Origin of the sequence: Corynebacterium sp. KPL3927, assembly GCF_040225835.1 — a bacterium.
Lineage (GTDB): Bacteria > Actinomycetota > Actinomycetes > Mycobacteriales > Mycobacteriaceae > Corynebacterium.
In genome coordinates, this window is record NZ_JBEHGD010000004.1 from 129706 (window position 1) to 152645 (window position 22940).

Here is a 22940-nt window from a genome sequence, read left to right on the forward strand (position 1 = left end):
GAACAGGGCAGCATGCGCCAGGATGATCAATCCTTGCCGCAAATCCGTCTGGTTAACGGTCAGCGAGAATCCGGAAAGTCTCCCACCAGTCTTGTTCGATTTCCTTGGCCTGTGGTGTGGCTAAAACTTCATCCACATCCCCGTTGAGGTCAACATTAGGCAAAAGAACTTCTGCTGGTTGTAGCGGAGGTCGCGGGGTGGGCTCGCCGGAGATCATCGCCTGGGAGAACTCTTGGAGGAGCTCGTTCCAGGCAAGGCCATGACTCAAGTCAGAAAGCCGGGTCGATTCAACTCCGCCGTAAAACGCGATGATGCTATCTACTACTGCACGTTCGTATGTGCTGAGATTGTCGGACAGGCCGCCGGGAACATAGGGGACCGGCCAGGGCTCTTTGGTCCCTGCTACCTGCCAGGTTTGAGTGCGCAGTTCGCGGGAAACAGGGCCATGTCGCCATGCTTGAAACTCCGCCTGGAATAATGGGCGACCCGTCCACGCCAGATGCCAGCCTTGGGAGAAGTAGCACAGCTTGTACAGCTTGAGCTTGTCCACATTGGGAATGCGCTCAGTAATGTACTGTCCAACGTCGAAAATTTCTGCCATGCTCTCCTCCTTTCAGTGTCGCGCTAAAGTATACGGCCTCATTCTGCAGTGGGAAAGAGCTTCTGTGCGTCCGTTCCCGTGGCAACTGCGGCTGCGAGCAGCATGCGGGCTTGGGGTGCGCGGAGGGTACCGGAGGGGATAACGCCGGCATCGGCAAGCGTGGCACCGCCACCGGCGCCGCCGTAGATGCCCTCGACGGGTCCGTGATCCACGCGGGTAGTAAGCACGACGGGAACGGACTTGGCGGCTTCCATGGCGGCAGTAGCCAGATCGGGGCCGATATTTCCTGAACCCATGCCCTCAATGACGATGGCCTGCGCGCCCTTGGCCAAGGATTGCTCAATGAGATCCGCTGGGGCGCCGGGGTAGGCGGCGATGATGTCCACGCGGACATCGCCAAGCGGAGCGTACTTCAGCGGATCGGGGCGTTCTGGGAATTTCTCCTGGCTGTTGGTAGCAAAGCCATCGGCCTTTTCCGTATCAGATTTGAACGCGCCGCGGGCGGGGATAACCTTGCCGCCAAAGGCGATGAATGCGCCCTGGCCGGCATAGTCCGGGTTGGTGACAGTCTCTACCGCGGTAGCGAGGTTTTCTGGGCCGTCTGGATCATCGTCATCGAACGGGCGCATTGCGCCGGTGAGTACGACGGGCTTATCGCTGTCGTGGAAAGTATCGAGCGCAATGGCGGTTTCTTCCATGGAATCGGTGCCGTGGGTGACGATTACGCCATCGACGTCATCGCGCTCTAGCTGCTCTTGTACGGCGGTGATGATTTTATCGGTATCGGCCAAGGTCATCGCAGAAGAATCCAGGTTGGCAATGTCTTTGACCTCAAGTTCCAACTTGTCTTTGTTGAACTCGGAGTACAGCGGGTCCACCAGATCAGAGCCTTTGACGGTGGGCACCACCGCGCCCTTGTCATCGTGGGTGCTGGCGATGGTGCCGCCGGTAGAAAGCACCACCACATGTCCCTCGATTTCGGAGCGCTGCTTGGCATGGGAGCCGCTTGATTTGGCGGAAGTGGTGGAAGAGCTTGTGGCGGAGCTGCTGGCGCTGTTGGAGCTGGTTGCGGAACTAGAACTCGATGCCGTGGAAGATGCTTCTGAGGTCTTTTCCGCGGAAGTAGAAGAAGAGGTAGTCGTCGGCGTAGCCGAAGCCTCATCTTTATCCTCCTGGTTGGCCGGGTTCTGGCAGGAGGCCAGCAGCACTGCGGAGGCAACTAATGCGGCGGAGTACTGCACCCTGCGGCGCAGGCGTGGGTTAGACATTTCAACTCATTTCTCTAGCGTGGTCTCTGTAACCAATTTAATACCACGCTGGTGCGCGGGCGCCGCGCAAAAGAAATTGTGCTGAAAATTTAATCCACGTGCTGGTAGTGCGGGGCCACGATGAGCGGCTTCGGGGAGTATTCGCCGCGCAGCTCGCGCAAGATATTGGCGTGCTCAGCCAGGCGGATATCTTCTTCCGTCTGTGGGGTAAAGGTGCGCGCGGTCAGCGGCTGCCCGTCGCGGTCCAGGGCAATATAGGCCACGGTGGCGTGGATGGCGGTCTTGAGGTTATCGCGGCCGCCGCGGGGATCGTCGGCGCGGACGTGGATGGACATCTGCATGGAGCGGGTATCGGTGCGCATCATGCGGGCATCGACCTCAATGAGATCCCCGATGGAAATGGGCCGATAAAAGCGGATACCGCCGGCATAGACGGCCACGGTGCGCTCGCCGGACCACTCCATGGTGCAGGCCGTGCCGGCCTCATCGATCCACTGCATCGCGGTGCCACCGTGTACCTTGCCGCCCCAGTTGACGTCGGTGGGCTTGGCTAAAAAGCGGTTGACCATGCGCGGGGCATCGGATGGCCCATCGTAGGTCTGCTTGTCCATTTCCTGCTCAATGGCCTTGCGCAGCTCGATGCGGGATTTCGCGGCCTCGGCCACGCGCAGGTGCTCATCAGTATCCGGCACGAAGGTGGGCACCGGGGTGGTCTTATTGCTCTCGGGGTCCTTGGCTACGAAGATCACCAAGCAGTCGCAGGCGCGGGTGAAAATGCCTTCGCGGGGATCAGCAGAAAGCACCTCGTTGATGATGTGCATGGAAGACCGGCCGGTCATCGCAATGCGCGAGCGCACCTCTACGATGTGCCCGGAGGGAATGGGGCGGGTGAAGTGGATATGGCCCACATATGCGGTCACGCAGTATTGGCCGGACCACTGCACGGCGCAGGCATAGGCTGCCTTATCGATCCATTCCAGCACGCGCCCGCCATTGATGCCGGGGGCGCCGGCCATGGTGACATCGGTAGGCGATGCCATAAAGCGCAGCGTGAGAGCAGGGGACTTTGGGGAATCCGCAGCGGAGTCAGTAGATGACATAAACAACAAGATAACAGTCGCTATGCTGTGGCTATGCATAAACCCGTTGATCCCGCCGCCACGCGCGCGGCCGTCATCGCCATCAAGGACTGGATTCAGGACCCGGACGGGCAACAAAAGCCAGGCAGGGCCCTGCTTGCCGATGCCGTCCGTCGCACCGCCCGCACCCTCGAGGCCGACGCGCCGGGGCATTCGGTGGAGCTGCGCGTACCCCCATTTGTTGCGGTGCAGTGCATTGAAGGCCCCCGTCACACGCGCGGCACCCCACCCAATGTGGTGGAAATGGATGCGGAGACCTGGCTGCGTTTGGCCACCGGTGTCACGGACTGGGACGAGGTCAAAAACACAGGTCGCGTTGATGCTTCCGGGTCGCGTTCAGGGGAGATTGCACAGTGGCTGCCGATTATTCCGTTAGTTTTCGACGGCCCAACGCGCTAATATAAACGCCGTGGTAGAAGTACATACTCCTAGTATCACTGACCTTGACGATCGTAACGAGGAGGAACCCCGCGAAGAGTGTGGCGTCTTTGGCGTCTGGGCTCCCGGGGAGGAAGTCTCCAAACTTACCTACTTTGGCCTTTTTGCTCTCCAGCACCGCGGCCAAGAAGCCGCCGGCATTGCGATGGGCGATGATGACCGCATCGTCGTCTTCAAAGACATGGGCCTAGTGGCCAATATTTTCGATGAATCGACCCTTTCTGCCTTAAACGGCAATGTGGCGGTGGGCCATACGCGCTATTCCACGGCCGGTGGCAAGGAATGGTCCAACGTGCAGCCAATGTTTTCCACCTCCTCTACGGGCGTGGATATTGCCTTGGGCCACAACGGCAACCTGGTCAATTACCTCGAGCTGCGCGCAGAGGCCGTCGAGCGCGGCCTGATTAAGCCGCACGAGGAATCGGTTTCTGACTCGATGTGCTTGTCCATGCTGCTTGCCGATGGCGTCGATGACACCACCTCCGTCTTCGACTCCGCCCGCGAGCTCCTGCCGCGGGTGAAGGGCGCATTCTGCTTGACCTTTACCGATGGCCATACCATGTACGCCGCGCGCGACCCGCAGGGCGTGCGCCCGCTCGTCTTGGGCCGTCTGGCCAAAGGTTGGGTCGTCGCCTCCGAGACCTGCGCGTTGGATATCTGCGGTGCGCAGTTTATTCGCGAGATCGAGCCGGGCGAGCTCGTTGCCATCGATGAGGCGGGCATTCGCTCTGAAAATTTCGCGCCCGTCAAGCGCAGCGGCTGCGTTTTCGAGTACGTGTACTTGGCCCGCCCGGATAGCGATATCAACGGCCGCTCCGTCAATGCCTCCCGCGTGGAGATCGGCCGCCGCCTGGCCCGCGAATACCCGGTTGAGGATGCAGACCTGGTCATCCCCGTACCGGAATCCGGCAACCCGGCCGCGGTGGGCTACGCCCGCGAATCCGGCATCACCTTTGCACATGGCTTGGTAAAAAATGCGTACGTGGGCCGCACCTTTATTCAGCCCACGCAGACCCTGCGCCAGCTGGGTATCCGGCTAAAGCTCAACCCGTTGCGCGAGGTCATCGACGGCAAGAAGCTCGTCGTGGTGGATGATTCCATCGTGCGAGGCAATACCCAGCACGCGCTTATCCGCATGCTGCGCGAGGCCGGCGCCGCCGAGGTCCACGTGCGGATTGCCTCCCCGCCGGTGAAGTGGCCGTGTTTTTATGGCATTGACTTCGCCTCGCCCGGCGAGCTCATTGCCAACGCCAGTCCGTCCGATGACCCGGAAGAGATTTGCTCCACCATCTGCGAGACCATCGGCGCTGACTCTTTGGGCTTTGTCTCCATCGATGAAATGGTCGCCGCCACAGAGCAGCCTCGCTCCGAGCTGTGCACCGCCTGCTTCTCCGGCGATTACCCCCTTGGCCTTCCCGCCGGAAACCCCAATGCCGATGCCGTGCGCACCCTGCTCGGAACCCAATAAAAACACTTAAGGAACTTTCAAAAACATGAGTGACAACACCTACGCCGCAGCCGGCGTCAATATCGAAGAAGGCGACCGCGCGGTAAGCCTATTTGCCCCACACGCCAAGCGCGCCACCCGCCCGGAGGTCATGGGCGGCCTCGGCGGCTTTGCGGGGCTCTTCAAGCTGGGCGATTACAAGGAACCCATCCTCGCCGCTGGCTCCGATGGCGTGGGCACCAAGCTCGCCGTTGCGCAGGCCATGGATAAGCACGACACCATCGGCATCGATCTGGTGGCCATGTGCGTCGATGACCTAGTCGTCTGCGGCGCCGAGCCACTATTCCTGCAGGACTACATCGCCGTGGGCAAGGTCGTGCCGGAAAAGGTAGCCGAGGTAGTTAAGGGCATTGCCGAGGGCTGCGTGCAGGCAGGCGCTGCGCTGCTCGGCGGCGAGACCGCCGAACACCCAGGCATGATGGGGGAGAACGAATACGACGTCTCCGCTACCGCCGTCGGCGTGGTTGAGGCCGATGGCGTGTTGGGCCCAGACAACGTGCGCGAGGGCGATGTACTCATCGCCATGGGCTCGTCTGGGCTGCACTCCAATGGCTACTCGCTCGCGCGCCACGTCTTGCTGGAGCAGGCGGGCATGCCGCTAGACGGGTACGTGGAAGAGCTCGGCCGCCCGCTAGGGGAGGAGCTTTTGGAACCCACTCGCATCTACGCCAAGGAATGCCTGGCGCTGGCGCAGGAATGCTCCGTATCCACCTTCTGCCACGTCACCGGCGGCGGGTTGGCCGGCAATCTGGAGCGCGTTATTCCAGAGGGCCTGAGCGCTGAGGTCAACCGCTCCACGTGGAATCCGGGCCAGATCTTTAAGCTCATCTCGTCCATGGGCAAGGTCGAGCTGGCGGAGATGGAAAAGACCTTCAACATGGGCGTGGGCATGATTGCCGTGGTCAATCCGGAGGACCGTGACCGCGCCTTGGCCATGCTCACCGCCCGCCACATCGACGCGTGGGAGCTGGGCAGCGTCCGCGAAGCAGACGGCGAAGAACCGCGCGTTATCATGCAGGGCGAACACTCAAACTTCTAGGTACAAGAGGAAGGCCTTAGGTTAAAAACCTAAGGCCTTTTGTGGATTTATCCGGCGAGCGGAAGATTAGCGCTCGTCGTCGTTGTCCTCATCCCATTCGTCGACATACTCGGCGTAGGGATCATCCTCTTCGTAGTCGTGGGAGTCACCCTCCTGCTGAGCAGCGAGTTCCCGCTGAAGGGACTCGATATCCATCTCGGGTGAGTTGTACTTGAGCTGGCGTGCAACTTTGGTCTGCTTTGCCTTAGCGCGTCCGCGTCCCATGTGCATGACCCCCTTGGGCTAGTAGGGCGCTCCAGGGATTCTTGGGCGCCCCATCGGCTTGTCAATTGTGTATCTTCCTGTAAGACACAATAGCGCGTGTGACGAAAAAATTCCGCACCGGCCCCCCGATGAGTGGAAAATCTACCGCCCGCGCAGCCGGTTTACCGCCTCGCGCCCGGCCTTTGGGCCCTCATCTTCGGGGATGGAGGACGCATCGATCGACGCCGCGGTATCGCCGATATCCAATGTGCCTGCATCTAGCGCAGAACGCTTGACTAGCCCTAAGGCAATGGGGCCGAAATCGCAGTCATCCACGATGGTGCCGATGCGACCTACCTTACGTCCATTAAATGAAATGTCATCGCCCACATTCGGCCGTTCCGGCGCGGATCCGTCGAGGTGGAGGAGCACCAAGAGGCGGGGAGAACGGCCCAGGTTCTCCACGCGCGCCACGGTTTCTTGGCCGCGGTAGCAGCCCTTATTCAGGTGCACGTGGGCGGGATTGGCATCGCTGCGGCTAATCCACTGCGGAACCTCGTGCGGGATGGATTTATTGTCCAAGTCGGCGGCAAGTTCCGGCTCGCGGGCGCGCACGCGCTCGGCGGTAAAGGCCATGAGCCCGGCCAGCCGCGCGCCCTCGGCCTCCAGGGCAGCCATGGATTCCACCAACTTTTCGCGCGGAACGGCGAGGTCAACCCGCTTGATTCCCGGCCACTGCACCTCGCGGGAAAAGACCACGGTGGGTGGGGTAGGAATATCGGCTTCACCCAGCAACGTCACGATGGCGATATCGGCTTCCTCGACCGTGACCTCAGACCAAAAGACCATCTTGGTCAAAAAGTCCTGGGCGGATTCGAACTGCGCGGCGGGCAGATCGAGGTAAAGGTCCTCGCCCGCGCGGGTGATATCCATGTGGTGCAAAATGTGGCCCTGGATATCTAGGTCGAGGGCGCCGGCGGAGAAGCCGGAGGGGGCATCGTCAAGCTTCTGCGAGAGCAGATTATTAAGAAAACCCGGTGCATCCGCACCGCTGACGCGCAGCACGCGGCGCTGCGAGCGGTCGATGGCGATGGTCCCGGTCTCGGCCGCACGCTGTTCCCCGAGGGGGTTGCCATAGTGCCAGGCCACACCTTGGGCATCGAGTACAGTCGCGTCCTGGTGCTCGGCGGCACCGGCGCGTTGAAGAAGTGGCGAAGAATAACTCACATCTACCGATGGTAGGGCATAATCGAGTCTATGAAACCCTCCCCGCGAAAAGAGCCGGTCATCTACGTCGTGGAACCCTTTGGTGGGTCGGTGCGCAAGCATTCGCCCTCCCTGCCGCTGGTTTATGCCGATGACGCCGCCGTGACCCGCGGCGATGGCATCTTTGAATCGCTCCTGGTCCGCGGCGGTAAGGCAGCTAACCTCGCCCGCCACGCGCAGCGCTTTCGCGATTCGGCGCGGGCGCTCGATTTGCCGGAACCGCCGATGCACAAGTGGGAGGAGGCGACCCGGCTGGCGATCGCGGATTATTGCGGTACCGATGCCGATCATCCCGATGCCAAATGCACCTGGACCTATACCCGCGGCCGGGCTTCGACCGGCGTGCCCACCGCGTGGGTGACGGTGCAGCCGCTTGGCGATGCCCCTCTTCGCCAACGCACCACCGGCGTCACCGTCCTGACGAGCCCGCGCTTGTGGCACGTGGCCGAAGAGCTACCGGCCAAGACACTCAACTACGCCGCGACGATGGCGATGCTGCGCATGGCCAAGGACAAGGGCTACGACGATCTCATCCTCACGGATCCAGATACCGGCGAAATCTTAGAGGGCGCTACCTCTACCGTCGTGGCGGTGCGGGGAAAGAAGCTGCGCACCGCCGCCGGCCGCGGCATTTTGCCCGGCACCACGCAGGCCGCGCTCTTTGATTACGCCCAGGATCGCGGCTACCGCTGCAAGGCCAAGCCGCTGACGGTGGAGTACTTGGAAAAGTCCGATTCGGTGTGGCTGGTCTCTTCCGTGCGCGTGGCGGTGCGGGTGACCAAGCTGAATGAAAAAACGTTAAAAGCCCCGGATAACGAGGAAGAAATCCGGGGGCTTATCGATGCCGCGCTAGGGGCCTAGCCAGCTTTTTAGCCGGCGATGCGGGTGAGCTCGGCGGACATGTAGGGGCGCATTTCGCCATCGACCATGCGCTCGTCTACCCAGCCCAGGTTGTTATTGGGCATGAGTCCGTACATGCGCTTGCCGGGGCCCAGGTTCTTCGGGCCGGTCTCGGTGACCATGGTGGAGGCGGATTCGAGCTGCCAAGCGCGCTCGTTGAAGGGCTCGCCGTAGAAGATTTCCACGATGCCGGTTGAAGAGGTGTAGGTGACCTCGATTTCATCCTTGGCGGAGATGCGCCAGAAACCGGTCTCGCGGGTAGACGGGCCCTGCGGCTTGCCCTCGGTATCGATCTTCCAGGTGCGCGAGCTAAAGGTCAGGTAATTCTCGCCGTCGTGGGCGACGACCAGCTGCTGGCCAAAGGTGTATTCGCTGCCATCGGTGTCGTGGGCCTGGCCCTCGCCCTGCCAGACGCCGACGAGGGGGAGGAGTCCTAGCAATCCATCGTGTAGCGACGGGCCCTGGCGCAGGTTGGCGGTATCGGCGGGAACGGGGGCATCGCCAAGCTCGATGGCGGGGATATTGTGGCTGGCCGCATCCTTCCATTGCTCGGCGGCCTGGTTGACCGCGTCATTGCCATTGAGCGCGCCGGAGGTGTTTTCCGGGTGGGACGCGGCGGCGGTCTCGACGTTCGGGGTATTGGTGTTCTCGGTATTTTCGCTCATGGGCGTCCAGCCTAGTCGTGCCGGGGCCGCTTTAACTACTAGACTGGTCCTTTGTGCATGCACTGATGATTTCCAATCCCAATTCGACCTCGCAATCCAACGGGCTCTTTCGCCAAATCGTGCCCGCCCTGCGGGCCGTAGAAGGCATGCACCTATTGGTGAAATTCACCCATTACCCAGGGCATGCAGAAGACATCGTCCGGGGGCTTACCAGGGATGATTATGATGTCATCATTGCTGTGGGCGGCGATGGCACCGTCAATGAGATTGTCAACGGCCTGCTGGGGCCGGCCGGTGGAGATCTCCCCAGCCCGCACGATGTGCCGGCGCTCGCCGTCATTCCCACCGGATCCGCGAACGTCTTCGTCCGCGCCCTTGGCTTCCCCAATACTCCGGTTGAGGCCACCCACGTTCTGGCTCGCATGCTAGAGCGCGATCTGCGCCGCACCATTTACCTGGGCACCTGGAACGAACGCTGGTTTGCCGTCAACGCCGGTTTTGGCATGGATGCGGACGTCCTCGCGCGCGTGGACCGCGCCCGTGAACAAGGCTTTTCCGCCACCCCGCTGCGCTACCTCAACGTGGCCATTCGGGCTTGGTTGCGGGCTCGCCGCAACCCGCCACAGATCACGGTGCACGCGGAATCCCGCTTGGGGCAGACGCTTCATAAGAAGGATTTCCCACTCTTGTTTACGTCTAATACCAACCCCTGGACTTTCTTGGGCCCCTTGCCGGTGGTGACCAACCCGCGCAATTCCTTTGATGAGGGGCTGGCGCTTTTCGGCCTGGAAAAGCTCAGTGGCGTGCGTGGGGTTATCGGCCTGCTGCACCTCTTTGGTGCCGATAAGCACGGCTGGCTCAAGCGGCTGGTGAAGGAGAAGACCCTAGGCTTTGATGATGCCATGCGCGTCGAACTCGATTGCCACTCCCCGCAGCGCTTCCAGGCCGATGGCGAATCCGAGGGGACCTTCCGCCACGTGACGCTGACCTCTGTGGCCGATGCCATCGAGGTCTACGCGCCGCAAGACAGGCGGCAGGTGGCCCAGCGCTCCGTGCAGGAAGTGCTGCGGGACTTTATTCGCCTTCGTTAGGATTCGTCCTCATCTGGGGCAGGACCTACCTTATTGGCGGTATCGGCCGCCTTCTTTTCGGCCTCTTCAACGGCCCGTTGCTCCGAACCCTCGATTTCCAGCGGGGATAGCTGAGCCATCTGGACCTTGATATTGCGGCGCTGGACCTCAAAGTAAAGGGTTCCGCCCTGCAGCCTTACCATCGTGGCCTGCGCCGGCAGCGGGAGCTCGCGCGTATCGAAGTTGAGGGAAAACGCCTCCTTGAGGCGCGGATCATCGGTGCCGTAGACCTCCATGCGAAACTCCGGGCCCACTAGCCGCAGCGTGACCATCGCGGTGGACTTTTCCTTATCGCCGGGCAGGGTGCCGGTAAGCTCTGCCTCGGCAGAAACGCCGCCGGAGGGCGAAATATCATCCGGGTTGGCAATGGAGAGATCGGTAATGCCCAGAAGGCGCCCTAACGCCACGCCGTCCAGGGAAATGCCGCGCGAATATGTGGATACGGGCGCGCCTTCAATATCGCCGTTTACTACCTGCTCAGGGGTAACGGTGATATCGCGCAGCACGGTCGAGGCATTGACCATGCCCAGCTTGGGAACCTCCACGTCGAGCGCCTTGACCTGCAAGTAGGGGATTTCTTTAGAGCCTGCCGCCAACAGGTACGGGGTGCCGCCGATATACACCTGGGGGGAGTTTTCCAGCCGCGAGTTCTCCTTTACCTCCTGGGCAATCTTGTGCTCAGAATGCATGGCCACGCAGGCATCGGCCACCCATGCGGCAAAGACCACGCCCACCAGGATGAGGACGTGGACAATGCGCCGGTCGACTTTGACTACACTCACGCCTTCAAATTTAGCCTACGTATTATGGACACCATGAATATCACCGAAGAAAACCTCCCCGCCTCCCCAGAGCTGGCGGGCAGCCTGGAAGAACTAGCAGCGCACGCAGAAAAAGCCGACGGCATCGCCCCGCTGTCGGAGCAATTCCTCAACGGCCTGCGCGATGAGCGCCTGCACCACAAGCATTTGGTGGCTTGGCTGGACGGCGAGCCCATCGGCGTATCCAGCTGCGAGGATTCCACCGCGGAGCTTTTTATCGCCCCCGATTATCGCGGCAAGGGCTATGGCACCGCGCTTTACGATGCCACCGCTAACGCCACCACCAACCTCGAGACCTGGGCGCATGGCAACGGCAAGCCGGCTCAGGCCCTGGCTAATTCCCGCGATCTGAAGGTCACCCGCACCCTCGTGGTCATGGGCATCGAGGGCGGCGATCTGGATAGTGCAGCCCAAGTAGGCGAGCTTCCGCTGCAGGCCGCCAATTACAGCGAAGCGGTGGACAAGTGGGGCAAGGACACCGTGGAAAACGAGTGGCTGCGCGTGAATAATGAGGCCTTTAATTGGCACCCAGAACAAGGCGGCTGGGATTTAGAGCGCCTGCACCGCGGCATGGAGGCCGAATGGTTCGATCCTAAGGACGTTTTGTTCTTCTGGGACGAAAAAGAACAGGGGCACCCGACCCTGGCCGGTTTCCACTGGACCAAGTGGCACGAGGAGGAAGATCCCGGTTTTGGCGAGGTCTACGTGGTGGGCCTTGCGGAGGCGTACCGCGGCCAAAAATTAGGCGGACCATTGCTGCAGATTGGCCTGCGCCGCATGGTAGAAAAGGGAGCTCAGCGGGTTATTTTGTACGTGGAAGCGGACAATGAACCGGCACTGAAGGCCTACAAGCGCCTAGGCTTTTCCGTTGATGAAGAGCATGTCGTCTGGGGCTAGTGTGATTAAGGTCATGTCAACTTTCTAGCTTGTTCATTAATTGTTTACCTCACGGCACCCTGCTGGTTAATTCCTCCGGTTAGCTTTACTGATTGTGAGAAAGCCGCACCTGCGCACCTGCACCCCGCTTCCGAAGAGCGGACGTGGGATGTAGGTTCCCCTTTTTTATGGGGATGCGGTTTCCTCGGACAATCAATCTCTGATCTGCACCGGAAAGGGTTTTCCCGTGATTCGCAACTTCAAGCGCTCTGCCGCTATCTTCGGCCTCGTGGTCGCTACCTCTACCGCTCTCGTAGCTTGTTCTGAGGACACCTCCTCTGACTCCTCGGGTTCCTCCGACGGCAGCGGCGTCGCTGGCGAGCTTGTTGGTGAGGGCGCATCCTCCCAGCAGAACGCAATGTCCTACTTCGGCACCGCCTTCGCAGAGGACAACCCAGACGCAAACCTGTCCTACACCGCTTCCGGTTCCGGTAAGGGTGTTGAGGCTTTCATCAACGGCCAGGCAGACTTCGCTGGTTCTGACTCCCCGTTGAAGGAAGACGACGGCCAGATTGAGGCCGCCAAGGAGCGTTGCGACGGCAACGACGCATGGCACCTGCCTTCCACCATCGGCCCGGTTGCCATTGCTTATAACCTGGGTGACCAAGAGATCAACCTCTCCACCGATACCATTGCCAAGATCTTCAAGGGCGAGATCAAGAAGTGGAACGACGAGGCCATCGCCGCTGATAACGAGGGCGCAGACCTGCCGGACACCGACATCCACGTCATCTTCCGCTCTGACGAGTCCGGTACCTCCGATAACTTCCAGAAGTTCCTGAACGCCTCCACCGGTAACTGGGACGGCGAAGGCAAGCAGTTCCCTGACGCTGTAGGTGAGGGCGCAAACGGTTCCTCCGGCGTTGCTGACCAAGTAGCAAACATCGAGGGTGCCATCACCTACGTTGAGGCCGGCTTCGCTGACCAGAAGGAAGCTGACGGCGTCAAGAAGGCCAAGATCGACTTTGGCAACGGCCCGGTTGAGCTGAATGACGACACCGTCAACAAGGCACTGGAGAACCTGGAGTTCAAGGACACCGCTTCTGAGAACGACATGGTCGTTGACTCCAAGGCTCTCTTCGCTTCCGATGTTGAGGGTGCATACCCGCTCATCCTGACCACCTACAACATCGTCTGCTCCGCTGGCTACGATGACGAGACCGCTGAACTGGTCAAGACCTTCTTCAACGACGTTCTGGATCACCAGGATGACCAGTTGGCAGAGCAGGGCTTCATCCCAGTTAAGGGTGACCACCTTGACCGCCTGAAGAGCGCTGTTGACGCACTGCAGTAACGCGTAAACCCCGCTTTACCTCGCGAAATAACATTCCGCCCGCCCCCACTGCCGCCCTCGAGACGCGCTTTGGGGGCGCAGGCATGTACATCGCATGTCCCTTTGTTCCACTTCAAATAAGGATTAGTACGTCTCATGGCAGACAATAATCTCACCCAGGCATCGACCTCGGAGGCCCTTCCCGTCTCTGGCGCCGAACAGCCTCATACCCGTGGCGATAATGAGACTGACTTGGCTACCTCCAGCTCCGGTAGCTCCGTCAAGCGCCCCGGTGACCGCATTTTCGAATTCCTCTCCACGGCCTCTGCCACGCTGATTACCGTGATGATCGCGGCGATTGCCGCCTTCCTCATCTGGCGTGCCGTCCCCGCGCTCAGCGTGAACGAGAATGGCCTACTGGGCTTTTTCACCCACGGTGAACGCTGGGAGACCACCGATACTTCTGCGATGAAGTTCGGTATCCCGACCATGTTCGGCACCACCGTCCTCATCTCGGTATTCGCGCTGATTCTGGCCATGCCAGTCGCGCTTGCGATTGCCATCTTCTTGTCCAACTACGCCCCGGCCCGCTTGGTTAAGCCACTGGGTTTCTTGGTGGACATGCTGGCCGCAGTGCCGTCCATCGTCTACGGCCTGTGGGGTTGGCAGGTCCTTGGCCCAGCCCTGTCCAGTTTCTACACCTGGATGGAGTCCTGGGCCGGTGGGTTCTTCCTGTTTACTCATTACGATAATTCGCCCGCCTTTGCTACCGGCCGCAACCTCTTCACCGGTGGCATCGTGCTCGCCGTGATGATTCTGCCGATTATCGCCGCCACCGCCCGCGAGGTCTTCGTGCAAACGCCTCCGGGCCAGATCGAGTCCGCCTTGGCACTGGGCGCTACGCGCTGGGAAGTCATCCGCATGACCGTCCTGCCCTTCGGCATGTCCGGCTACGTCGCCGGCTCCATGCTGGGCTTGGGCCGCGCTCTGGGTGAGACCATGGCGCTGTACATGGTGGTCTCGCCCCTGGTGGACTTCCGCTTCTCGCTTTTCGATGGCGGTACCACTTTCGCCACGGCCATCGCCCTCGCCGCCGCCGAGTTCGGTAACGAGACGCGCGCCGGTGCCTATATCGCCGCCGGTTTGATGCTGTTCTTGCTGACGTTTGTCGTCAACGCCATTGCCCGCGCCATCGTGAAGAGCAAGTAAGGAAGGACAACAATGACTACTACGACAAATAACAAGCCCGCCTCCGCTGGTGGGGCAACCTTCCTGGAAATCTCCGGTTCCCGCAAGGCGGCCAATAGCATTGCCACCGTCGTTGTATGGGGCGCTATGGCTTTGGCGATGGTCCCTCTGATCTGGGTGCTGTGGGAGCTCATTGCTCGCGGTAGCGGCGTGATTTTCTCCGCTGACTGGTGGACGCTGTCCCAGCGCGGCGTGATGAATAGCGCCGAAGGCGGCGGTGCCGCCCACGCCATCGTCGGTACCTTCGTGCAAACCGCCCTGGCTTCCATCCTCTCCATCCCGATCGGTATCTTCACCGCCATCTACTTGGTGGAATACTCCAAGGGTGGCTGGCTCGGCCGCATCACCACCTTCATGGTGGACATCCTGTCCGGCGTGCCCTCCATCGTGGCCGCGCTGTTCATCTTCGCCATGTGGATCACGCTCTTCGGCTTTGGACGTTCCGGCTTTGCCGTCGCCCTGTCCTTGGTCCTATTGATGATCCCCATCGTGGTGCGCAATACCGAAGAGATGCTGCGCGTGGTTCCCATGGACCTTCGCGAGGCCTCCTATGCCCTCGGCGTGCCCAAGTGGAAGACCATTGCACGCATCGTGCTGCCGACAGCCCTGTCCGGCATCGTGACCGGCATCATGCTGGCCATTGCTCGCGTGATGGGTGAATCCTCGCCAGTGCTGGTCTTGGTTGGTTCCTCCTCGGTCATCAACTGGGATGCGTTTAAGGGCTCGCAGTCCTCACTGCCGCTGATGATGCTTGATATGTACAAGGCGGGCGCGCAGCCTGCCGTGCTGGATAAGCTGTGGGGCGCAGCGCTGACGCTGGTTATCCTCATCGCCATCCTCAATATTGCGGCGCGAGTAATTTCCGCGAAGTTCTCGGTCAAGAAATAGCCGCACACGATTCCGCCACTTTTACACCCCTCAAGAGGAGAAACCTCCACAATGTCTAAGCTCGAGCTCAATGACGTCGATATTTTCTACGGCGATTTTCACGCCGTACAGAACGTAAATATGCAGATCCCGGCACAGGCCGTGACCGCCTTCATCGGCCCGTCCGGCTGCGGTAAGTCCACCGTGCTGCGCACCTTGAACCGCATGCACGAGGTCATCCCTGGTGCATCCGTCAAGGGCGAGATCCTGCTCGATGGCACCAATATCTACGGGCCCAAGGTCGACCCAGTTTCCGTGCGCAATACCATCGGCATGGTATTCCAGAAGGCTAACCCATTTCCCACCATGTCCATCGAGGGCAACGTGGTTGCTGGCCTGAAGCTGTCTGGTGAAAAGAATAAGAAGAAGCTCAAGGAAGTAGCCGAACAGTCCCTGCGCGGCGCTAACCTCTGGGACGAGGTCAAGGACCGCCTGGATAAGCCGGGCGGCGGCCTCTCCGGCGGTCAGCAGCAGCGCCTGTGCATCGCCCGCGCGATTGCCGTGGAACCAGAAGTGCTGCTGATGGACGAGCCCTGCTCTGCTCTGGACCCGATTTCCACCTTGGCCGTGGAGGATCTTATCCACGAGCTGAAGGAAAACTTCACGATCGTCATCGTGACCCACAACATGCAGCAGGCCGCCCGCGTGTCCGATAAGACCGGCTTCTTCTCCCTAGAAGCTACCGGCAAGCCGGGACACCTGGTGGAGTTCGATGAAACCACCCGAATCTTTGAGAACCCTTCCCAGAAGGAAACCGAAGACTACATCTCTGGCCGCTTCGGCTAAAGGTAGACTCTGATTGTCCGAAAAGGGCGGTACCTCCAGCGCAGGAAGGTACCGCCCTTGTGGCAGTTTTATTAGCGTTTATTAGCGGCGGAATTGGCGCTCTAATTCGCTCATGCGGGCCTCGAACTCGGCGTCCTTTTGGTCCTCTTGGAGCTTTCTTTCAAACTCTTCTGGCAATAGGCCGGTGGCAAAGTAAATGATGCGCCCAGCCACGGAGACGCAGTGGTCCGCGTAGCGCTCGTAGTAGCGGGTAATCTGCGCCGTCTCTACGGCCTGGCGCACTGTTCCTTCCCAGTCGCGCTGGGTGAGGATGCGCAGCAGGTGGTGGTTAATATCGTCCACCGCATCATCATCGGAACGCAGGTTGACGGAGAGCTCGGCATCAGGGGTGACCAAAATATCGTGCACCACCGAACCCATTTCCTGGGTCAGGCGGAACATCTCTTCCATGAATCCGAGGTATTCAGCGGGCACGACGGCCTCAGGGTGGCGGCGGCGCGCGGCATCGGCAATGTGCTGGGCTAGTTGGCCCATGCGGAAAAGATCCTCAACGATGTAGATGGAAGAGACCACCTGGCGCAGATCCTGGGCCATGGGATTTTCTAGAGCCAGAAGCTTTACCGCGCGTTCGGAGCAGCGGGAGCGAATCTCATCGAGTTCCTCGGTGAGGCTAAGCGCTTCCTCCGCGGGTTCCAGGGCGCAATCGAGCAGCGCCTGGGAGGCCTGATCCATGATGGTGCGGACGGTATCGCACATGACGATGAGGTCGTGCGAGAAGTTGTCCAGATGTTCACGGTAGGCAGTACGCATGCAGGAAATGATAGCTCACAAACCGCGCAAATGCTTGCTGAGTCACACCAGTGTGGGTTTAGCCGCCGGAGTTATAAATATCAGCGCCGACCGGAACGAATTCATCCTCGGGGTCATCGAGCCAGCCATCGGGAAGCGCGACCTTGGAGGGCGAGCCCTGGCGCCCGCGCGCACCATCGGCATCGGCAGCCAAAGCATCAGAATCCGCCCAGGGCGCCAGCAATTCGCGCAGGCTCTCTAAGGAATCCACCTTGGCCAAGCCGGCGCGCACCTGCCCGCCGACGGGGAAGCCGCGCAGGTACCAGCCAATGTGCTTGCGGATGTCCCTGGATGCGTGGTCCTCGCCCTCATGCTGCGCGAGCAGTTCCGCGTGGCGAAGAATAACCTGGGTGACCTCGCCCAAGGTGGGCTCGGCGGGGATCGACTCGCCGCGCAGGGCGGCGCCCAGCTCCGCGAAAAGCCACGGCCGGCCCAGGCAGCCGCGGCCCACCTGCACGCCATCACAGCCGGTGGCCTCCATCATGCGGCGGGCGTCATCGGCGCGGAAAATATCGCCATTGCCCAGCACCGGAACGCCGGTGTCCGCGAGGTGCTCCTTGAGCCGGGCGATCTCATCCCACCTAGCATTGCCGGAATAACGTTGCGCGGCCGTGCGCCCGTGCAAGGTAACGGCGGCGGCGCCGGAATCCACGGCAATGCGCCCGGCGTCGAGGTGCGTATGGTGCTCGTCATCAATGCCCACGCGCATCTTCACCGTGACGGGGATATTCGTGCCCTCGGTGGCCTTGACGGCGGCGGAGACGATATTGCCAAAGAGACGGCGCTTATAAGGCAGGGCAGAACCGCCGCCACGTCTGGTTACCTTGGGGACGGGGCAGCCAAAGTTCATGTCGATGTGGTCAGCCAAATTCTCATCCACGATGATCTTGGCTGCTTTATAGGTGTATTCCGGATCCACCGTATAAATCTGCAGGGAACGCGGATCTTCCTCCGGGGCAAAGGTGGTCATGTGCATGGTTTTCTCGTTGCGCTCCACTAGGGCGCGCGCGGTGACCATCTCGCAGACATACAAGCCCGACACCGTTCCGGTGCGGGCCAGTTCCTGTTCCCGGCACAACGTGCGGAAGGCGACGTTGGTTACCCCCGCCATGGGGGCGAGGATGACGGGGGAGGAGAGGTCATAGTTTCCAATGCGCAAATTCACGCCCTAATTGTGCTCGTTAACGGCGGAATTTAGCAACTAGCAGCAAGGTGGTGGTTACCGAGGATTCCCATGATTGGGGTGAATGTCACAAAATGATGGTGGCGAAAACGTTAATTTTCGCTACTGTGGTCTGTGTAACTAAATTGGGTGGGCCGTAGCACCGGTCTACTCGTATATGAAGGAGGATGACAGTTGTCCGATAGAATCGCATACGCCCCGTTTGAGAAGCTCGTAGTTTCTGCAGAGGAGGCTGCGAAGTACGTCAACAATGGTGACCGCGTAGGAATCTCCGGCTTCACCGGTGCAGGTTACCCCAAGGGTTTGCCTACCGCCATTGCAGATAAGGCGAAGGCGCTGCACGACAAGGGCGAAGAGTTCAAGATTGACCTCTTCTCCGGTGCTTCTACCGCCCCTGACTGCGACGGTGTTTTGGCAGAGGCAGAGGCCATTAACTTCCGCTCCCCATATAACTCCGACCCGCTGCTGCGTAAGCAATTCAACGACGGCACCGCGCTCTACCAGGATATTCACCTGTCCCACCTGGGCCAGCAGGTAGAAGAGGGCTTCTATGGTGACTTCCAGGTAGCCATCATCGAGGCCGTACGCATTACTGAGGAAGGCAATATCGTGCCGTCCTCCGCAGTGGGCAATAACCTCGAGTTCGTCGAGGCTGCAGACAAGATCATCATTGAGATCAACGAGTGGCAGTCCGAGAACCTTGAGGGTATGCACGACATCTACCGCATCGACAAGCTGCCTAACCGCCAGCCCATCCCGATTAACAAGCCGGGCGACCGCATTGGTACCACCTACATGGAGATCCCGGAGGAGAAGGTCGTTGCAGTTGTCAAGACCAACTCTGCGGACCGCAATGCTCCATTCCGCGAGCCGGACGAGACTTCTGAGAAGATCGCCGCTAACTTCATCGAGTTCTTGGAGGGCGAGGTTGCCGCAGGCCGCCTCGAGTACGACAAGTTCATCATGCAGTCCGGCGTGGGTAACGTGCCGAACGCCGTGATGGCGGGCCTTCTGGACTCCAAGTTCGAAAACATCCAGGCATATACCGAGGTTATCCAGGACGGCATGCTGGACCTTATCGATGCCGGCAAGATGACCGTGGCTTCTGCAACCTCCTTCGCGCTGTCGCCGGAGTACGCAGAAAAGATGAACGCGGAAGCAGACCGCTACCGCAACCACATCATCCTGCGCCCGCAGCAGATTTCTAACCACCCTGAGGTCATCCGCCGCGTCGGCTTGATTTCTTCCAACGGCATGATCGAGGGAGATATCTACGGCAACATCAACTCCACCAACGTGTCCGGTTCCCGCATCATGAACGGCACCGGTGGCTCTGGTGACTTCACCCGTAACGCGTACATCTCCACCTTCGTGTCCCCATCCATCGCGAAGGATGGCGCCATCTCCGCTCTGGTTCCGTTCGTGTCCCACACGGACCACACCGAGCACGACACCATGGTCATCATCACCGAATACGGTGTGGCTGACCTGCGTGGCTTGGCTCCAAAGCAGCGCGTTGAGAAGATCATCGCCGTGGCTCACCCGGACTACCGTCCGCTGTTGGAGGAGTACTACGAGCGTGCGAAGGAAAACAAGTTCCAGCACACCCCGCACGACTTGAAGACTGCCTTCGATTTCCAGGTTAACTTCATGGAAAAGGGTGACATGCGCGGTTAATCTCCACCGCCATGGCAAAGGAGGGCCTCCCGGCTGGGAAGCCCTCCTTCTGCTTTGTTTGGATACTCTCAGGCGAGGGGTGAATTAGGAGATCTAAAAGTCAACACGCTAATATAGAGCGACGTTGGGCCTTTAGCTCAGTTGGTAGAGCTACGGACTTTTAATCCGCAGGTCGTGGGTTCGATCCCCACAGGGCCCACATCAGGAGCCGCCTTCGGGCGGCTCCTTTTCTAGTTTTTCACGAGCTTCTTAATGGCGTGCATAGCCTCCGCTAGCTTCTCCTTAGCCACCTCGCCGTCCTCGGCCGCTGCACCGGCCACACAGTGCTCTATGTGGTCTTCTAAGAGCGCGAGAGAGACGTTCTCTAGCGCGGATGTCACCGCCGAGATTTGGGTGATGATATCGATGCAGTATTGGTCCTCATCGACCATGCGATGAATCCCGCGCGCCTGGCCTTCGATGCGCTTCAGGCGCGCCAGATAACGCGCTTTGCTCTTACTATCGGCGTTGTATCCGTGGATATCCGGCTCGTGGCAGGAACAGGTTTTCTGCTGCTCAGACATGGTTAAAACTCCTTCTGGGGGAGCGATTTTGTTTCTTGGTGATGTCTCCAGTATATTTCTAGAAGTCGCCAAGAAGCGACTGGCCCCCATCGTCTAGCGGCCTAGGACACTGCCCTTTCACGGCAGCGGCACGGGTTCGAATCCCGTTGGGGGTACCAACACCTTTGTGTTGGTACGAAATAATTTCTCATTTGGCCTTGTGGCGCAGTTGGTTAGCGCGCCGCCCTGTCACGGCGGAGGTCGCGGGTTCAAGTCCCGTCAAGGTCGCATTCTGAACAGTACACGCTTCGGCGGGTACTGTTCTTTTTTGGTTTTGCAGGCTGCTTGCTGATGTCACCTCAGCATCACTGGGTTAAACGACAAAATGTGTTGTTTTCTGGCGTGTCGGGGTAAACGACATTTTGTGTTGGTGGACTGCGTGGTTTAGGGCATGTGGCCTTTGCGTATTCCCATAGAGTGGTTGTAGGCAACTGTCGAAAGTTGCTGGTCGGCCGTATTCACGGCCGATGGTGGCTTGTGTTTCTTGGTTGGCTAGGGTGTGTGCTTTGGCTCGTGGGTCTGCGCCCTGATTCGCCCACTTTCCTGGGTCGGCCTCTAGCGCGAGTGACAGTGGCTTTACAGGCGTTCCATCGCCATCGCTGGTGCATAGGTGCTTGTAGTCCCGTATTTTGGTGCACACCTCGCTACAGACGGGGCATCGAGGATGATTCTTACTCATCCATTCATCGTGAACCTCAGCGCTTAGCACATCAGCACGCCCCCGGCGGTATTTCAGGTCCGAGGCTGCGTTATGTCTCCGGATAAGTGAAATAATCCTAATACCAGCAGGCCAGACGGGCTAAACATATAACTTCACCAACACATCCTGTCGTTTAGGCCGCATCACTGGGGCATCGGCAAGCGGCGGAAAAACGGCGTTGTAGTGCTGATTTGTGTTGTTTCTAGGCGCCTGTGTAAAGTAATTACCCGTGCCCAAGGGGCACACAAAACTGAAAATGGCCTTGTGGCGCAGTTGGTTAGCGCGCCGCCCTGTCACGGCGGAGGTCGCGGGTTCAAGTCCCGTCAAGGTCGCGGAAACCTTCGGGTTTCTGGCCAGATAGCTCAGTCGGTAGAGCACACGCCTGAAAAGTGTGGGGTCGCCAGTTCGATCCTGGCTCTGGCCACAACTATGGTCCCTCCTTATTATCAAGGAGGGGCCATTTTTGGTTTAATGGGGGACATGGAAAAAGCAATTTCTCATCAAACCGATTTGTCCCGTTTCGTGCTTACCGTTGATGGTGTGGAAGCGGGAATCTGCGAATACGTAGATTCCGGCGATACCCGCGAGTTCAACCACACGGTCATCGGGGACGACTTCCGCGGTCAGGGCTTGTCCTCCCCGCTGATTAAGGAGGCCCTCGATGAAACCCGGGCTGCCGGCATGAAGGTCATCGTCACCTGCTCTGCCGTGGCGCACTTTATGGACAAGAACCCCGAATACCAGGATCTGCTGCGCGGTTAAGCACAGCAAAAAGCGGCCCACACAAGACTGTGGGCCGCTTTTAGTCTATTTAGATGTAGTAGTCCGGATCCACGAGCTTGACCCGCTCATGCCTATTTGAAGGCCGATTCTTGGCGGGGATGCCCACGGCGATGTGATCGGCCGGTACATCCTTCGTGACAACGGCATTGGCACCGATGGCGGAACCGGCCCCGATGGTGATGGGGCCTAAGACCTTGGCGCCCGCGCCGATGGTGACGTTATCTTCCACCGTGGGGTGGCGCTTGGTCTGGGTGAGCACCTGACCGCCGAGCGTCACGCCGTGGTAGAGCATGACGCCATCGCCAATTTCCGCGGTTTCGCCGATGACAATGCCCATCCCGTGGTCGATAAAGAAGCGGCGCCCGATGGTGGCGCCTGGGTGGATCTCGATGCCGGTAAAAAAGCGATTAATTTGGGCCAGGATGCGCGCAGGGCCCCGCAGGCCGCGCTTCCACAGCCAGTGGGACACGCGGTGCGACCAGATGGCGTGCAGGCCGGAATAGACGATCGCGTTTTCAACGTCGCCACGGGCAGCTGGGTCATGGTCGCGGGCATTGGCTAAATCTTCGCGGATATATTTAATAATGCTCATGCGGACTATAATACTGGTCACAAAAAGGCACCCGCCAAGCTTGACGGGTGCCTTTTATTCATGGACTAGGTTGCGGGGCTAGTTATGCCTTGTGATGTCTAGTGACTTTTTGGACTCGGAGTCCATTGACTTTTTGGACTCGGAGTCCAGTTAGTTTTTTGACGCGGAGTCCAGGAAGTTTATGGACAGGATGTCTAACTACTTTTTGGACTCTGGCTTCTTGACAATGTGGGGATGGCAATTCCCATTACTCTCCGCAAGAAGATAGCGGATTTCGACCCCATCCGTGAGGGCATCACGGTCCAGCAGTTCTGCAAGAACATCGGCGTATCGAAGCAGACGTACTACAACATCAAAGCACGTATCG

Annotated in this window: 23 protein-coding genes, 5 tRNA genes and 3 pseudogenes; 18 read left to right on the top strand and 13 right to left on the bottom strand. The window is 59.7% G+C overall.

Annotated features, from left to right (window positions below; all coding sequences use genetic code 11):
* Positions 1-52 precede the first annotated feature (52 nt).
* From ABRP86_RS03685 to ABRP86_RS03695, 3 genes are all read right to left on the bottom strand, one after another.
* Complete coding sequence (locus ABRP86_RS03685) at positions 53-601, bottom strand: Panacea domain-containing protein (protein ID WP_349862550.1); 549 nt, start codon at positions 599-601, stop codon at positions 53-55.
* Positions 602-639: 38 nt separating this feature from the next.
* Complete coding sequence (locus tag ABRP86_RS03690; protein ID WP_349862552.1) at positions 640-1869, bottom strand: asparaginase; 1230 nt, start codon at positions 1867-1869, stop codon at positions 640-642.
* A gap of 89 nt (positions 1870-1958) precedes the next feature.
* Positions 1959-2969 (bottom strand): acyl-CoA thioesterase, encoded by a 1011-nt coding sequence (locus ABRP86_RS03695; RefSeq protein ID WP_349862554.1) that lies wholly within the window; start codon positions 2967-2969, stop codon positions 1959-1961.
* A 33-nt stretch (positions 2970-3002) separates the two neighbouring features.
* Here ABRP86_RS03695 and ABRP86_RS03700 point away from each other — a divergent pair, with 33 nt between their 5' ends.
* The 3 genes from ABRP86_RS03700 to purM are packed head-to-tail and all read left to right on the top strand — an operon-like array spanning position 3003 to position 5992.
* Complete coding sequence (locus ABRP86_RS03700; RefSeq protein ID WP_284849501.1) at positions 3003-3407, top strand: sterol carrier family protein; 405 nt, start codon at positions 3003-3005, stop codon at positions 3405-3407.
* 10 nt (positions 3408-3417) lie between these two features.
* Entirely contained in the window at positions 3418-4914 is a 1497-nt protein-coding gene (gene purF, locus ABRP86_RS03705; protein WP_349862556.1) for an amidophosphoribosyltransferase, read from the top strand.
* 25 nt (positions 4915-4939) lie between these two features.
* The gene (gene purM / locus ABRP86_RS03710; protein WP_023023832.1) at positions 4940-5992 is read left to right on the top strand and encodes a phosphoribosylformylglycinamidine cyclo-ligase; all 1053 of its coding nucleotides are present in this window, start codon (positions 4940-4942) and stop codon (positions 5990-5992) included.
* 66 nt (positions 5993-6058) lie between these two features.
* Here the strand turns inward: purM and ABRP86_RS03715 are convergent, their stop codons facing one another.
* Positions 6059-6256 carry a DUF3073 domain-containing protein gene (locus tag ABRP86_RS03715; RefSeq protein WP_023023830.1) on the bottom strand — a complete coding sequence of 66 codons (198 nt, stop codon included), beginning with the start codon at positions 6254-6256 and terminating at the stop codon, positions 6059-6061.
* Between the two features lie 141 nt (positions 6257-6397).
* On the bottom strand, positions 6398-7462 hold the full coding sequence (gene ygfZ, locus ABRP86_RS03720) for a CAF17-like 4Fe-4S cluster assembly/insertion protein YgfZ (protein ID WP_239268329.1): 1065 nt from the start codon (positions 7460-7462) through the stop codon (positions 6398-6400).
* Positions 7463-7492: 30 nt separating this feature from the next.
* Here ygfZ and ABRP86_RS03725 point away from each other — a divergent pair, with 30 nt between their 5' ends.
* Complete coding sequence (locus tag ABRP86_RS03725) at positions 7493-8362, top strand: aminodeoxychorismate lyase (RefSeq protein ID WP_239268327.1); 870 nt, start codon at positions 7493-7495, stop codon at positions 8360-8362.
* Between the two features lie 8 nt (positions 8363-8370).
* Here the strand turns inward: ABRP86_RS03725 and ABRP86_RS03730 are convergent, their stop codons facing one another.
* Positions 8371-9066: a heme-binding beta-barrel domain-containing protein gene (locus tag ABRP86_RS03730; protein ID WP_005279614.1), complete on the bottom strand. Its 696-nt coding sequence runs from the start codon at positions 9064-9066 to the stop codon at positions 8371-8373.
* Between the two features lie 65 nt (positions 9067-9131).
* Between ABRP86_RS03730 and ABRP86_RS03735 the strand changes: the two genes are divergently transcribed.
* On the top strand, positions 9132-10157 hold the full coding sequence (locus ABRP86_RS03735; protein WP_502880299.1) for a diacylglycerol/lipid kinase family protein: 1026 nt from the start codon (positions 9132-9134) through the stop codon (positions 10155-10157).
* On the opposite strand, the gene ABRP86_RS03740 is transcribed toward ABRP86_RS03735, so the two are convergent.
* A complete protein-coding gene (locus ABRP86_RS03740; RefSeq protein WP_023023819.1) occupies positions 10154-10978 on the bottom strand; it encodes an LmeA family phospholipid-binding protein in 825 nt (274 codons plus the stop codon). The genes ABRP86_RS03735 and ABRP86_RS03740 overlap by 4 nt on opposite strands.
* A gap of 33 nt (positions 10979-11011) precedes the next feature.
* Here ABRP86_RS03740 and mshD point away from each other — a divergent pair, with 33 nt between their 5' ends.
* From mshD to pstB, 5 genes are all read left to right on the top strand, one after another.
* Complete coding sequence (gene mshD, locus ABRP86_RS03745; RefSeq protein WP_239268323.1) at positions 11012-11914, top strand: mycothiol synthase; 903 nt, start codon at positions 11012-11014, stop codon at positions 11912-11914.
* A gap of 226 nt (positions 11915-12140) precedes the next feature.
* Positions 12141-13247, top strand: coding sequence for a phosphate ABC transporter substrate-binding protein PstS (gene pstS / locus ABRP86_RS03750; RefSeq protein WP_023023815.1), 1107 nt, complete (start codon positions 12141-12143; stop codon positions 13245-13247).
* 135 nt (positions 13248-13382) lie between these two features.
* Entirely contained in the window at positions 13383-14435 is a 1053-nt protein-coding gene (pstC, locus tag ABRP86_RS03755; protein WP_023023813.1) for a phosphate ABC transporter permease subunit PstC, read from the top strand.
* Positions 14436-14447: 12 nt separating this feature from the next.
* A complete protein-coding gene (gene pstA, locus ABRP86_RS03760; RefSeq protein WP_239268321.1) occupies positions 14448-15362 on the top strand; it encodes a phosphate ABC transporter permease PstA in 915 nt (304 codons plus the stop codon).
* A gap of 51 nt (positions 15363-15413) precedes the next feature.
* Complete coding sequence (gene pstB / locus ABRP86_RS03765; protein ID WP_239268319.1) at positions 15414-16187, top strand: phosphate ABC transporter ATP-binding protein PstB; 774 nt, start codon at positions 15414-15416, stop codon at positions 16185-16187.
* 81 nt (positions 16188-16268) lie between these two features.
* Here the strand turns inward: pstB and phoU are convergent, their stop codons facing one another.
* Both phoU and dusB read right to left on the bottom strand, forming a co-directional pair.
* Positions 16269-16997 (bottom strand): phosphate signaling complex protein PhoU, encoded by a 729-nt coding sequence (gene phoU, locus ABRP86_RS03770; protein ID WP_023023809.1) that lies wholly within the window; start codon positions 16995-16997, stop codon positions 16269-16271.
* 58 nt (positions 16998-17055) lie between these two features.
* Positions 17056-18201, bottom strand: coding sequence for a tRNA dihydrouridine synthase DusB (gene dusB, locus ABRP86_RS03775; RefSeq protein WP_239268317.1), 1146 nt, complete (start codon positions 18199-18201; stop codon positions 17056-17058).
* A gap of 192 nt (positions 18202-18393) precedes the next feature.
* On the opposite strand from dusB, the gene scpC reads away from it, so the two are divergent.
* Positions 18394-19896, top strand: a complete 1503-nt coding sequence (gene scpC / locus ABRP86_RS03780; RefSeq protein ID WP_023023806.1) for a succinyl-CoA:acetate CoA-transferase ScpC — start codon at positions 18394-18396, stop codon at positions 19894-19896.
* Between the two features lie 126 nt (positions 19897-20022).
* A tRNA-Lys gene (locus ABRP86_RS03785) sits at positions 20023-20095 on the top strand.
* Between the two features lie 31 nt (positions 20096-20126).
* Here the strand turns inward: ABRP86_RS03785 and ABRP86_RS03790 are convergent.
* Complete coding sequence (locus tag ABRP86_RS03790) at positions 20127-20459, bottom strand: metal-sensitive transcriptional regulator (protein ID WP_023023790.1); 333 nt, start codon at positions 20457-20459, stop codon at positions 20127-20129.
* An 82-nt stretch (positions 20460-20541) separates the two neighbouring features.
* Here ABRP86_RS03790 and ABRP86_RS03795 point away from each other — a divergent pair.
* Both ABRP86_RS03795 and ABRP86_RS03800 read left to right on the top strand, forming a co-directional pair.
* Positions 20542-20617 (top strand) — tRNA-Glu (locus tag ABRP86_RS03795).
* A 35-nt stretch (positions 20618-20652) separates the two neighbouring features.
* Positions 20653-20726: transfer RNA gene (locus ABRP86_RS03800), tRNA-Asp, on the top strand.
* A 156-nt stretch (positions 20727-20882) separates the two neighbouring features.
* Here ABRP86_RS03800 and ABRP86_RS11615 read toward each other — a convergent pair.
* Both ABRP86_RS11615 and ABRP86_RS11620 read right to left on the bottom strand, forming a co-directional pair.
* Positions 20883-21018, bottom strand: a pseudogene (locus tag ABRP86_RS11615) (IS1249 family transposase); the annotation flags it as partial.
* A gap of 37 nt (positions 21019-21055) precedes the next feature.
* Positions 21056-21177, bottom strand: a pseudogene (locus tag ABRP86_RS11620) (transposase-like zinc-binding domain-containing protein); the annotation flags it as partial.
* Positions 21178-21456: 279 nt separating this feature from the next.
* Between ABRP86_RS11620 and ABRP86_RS03805 the strand changes: the two are divergent.
* From ABRP86_RS03805 to ABRP86_RS03815, 3 genes are all read left to right on the top strand, one after another.
* A tRNA-Asp gene (locus ABRP86_RS03805) sits at positions 21457-21530 on the top strand.
* Positions 21531-21549: 19 nt separating this feature from the next.
* Positions 21550-21622, top strand: a tRNA-Phe gene (locus ABRP86_RS03810).
* A 56-nt stretch (positions 21623-21678) separates the two neighbouring features.
* Entirely contained in the window at positions 21679-21960 is a 282-nt protein-coding gene (locus tag ABRP86_RS03815; protein ID WP_239268314.1) for a GNAT family N-acetyltransferase, read from the top strand.
* A gap of 49 nt (positions 21961-22009) precedes the next feature.
* Here ABRP86_RS03815 and epsC read toward each other — a convergent pair whose 3' ends face one another.
* Positions 22010-22573, bottom strand: a complete 564-nt coding sequence (gene epsC, locus ABRP86_RS03820; RefSeq protein ID WP_239268312.1) for a serine O-acetyltransferase EpsC — start codon at positions 22571-22573, stop codon at positions 22010-22012.
* Positions 22574-22807: 234 nt separating this feature from the next.
* Between epsC and ABRP86_RS11625 the strand changes: the two are divergent.
* Positions 22808-22940: pseudogene (locus ABRP86_RS11625) on the top strand (helix-turn-helix domain-containing protein); the annotation flags it as partial.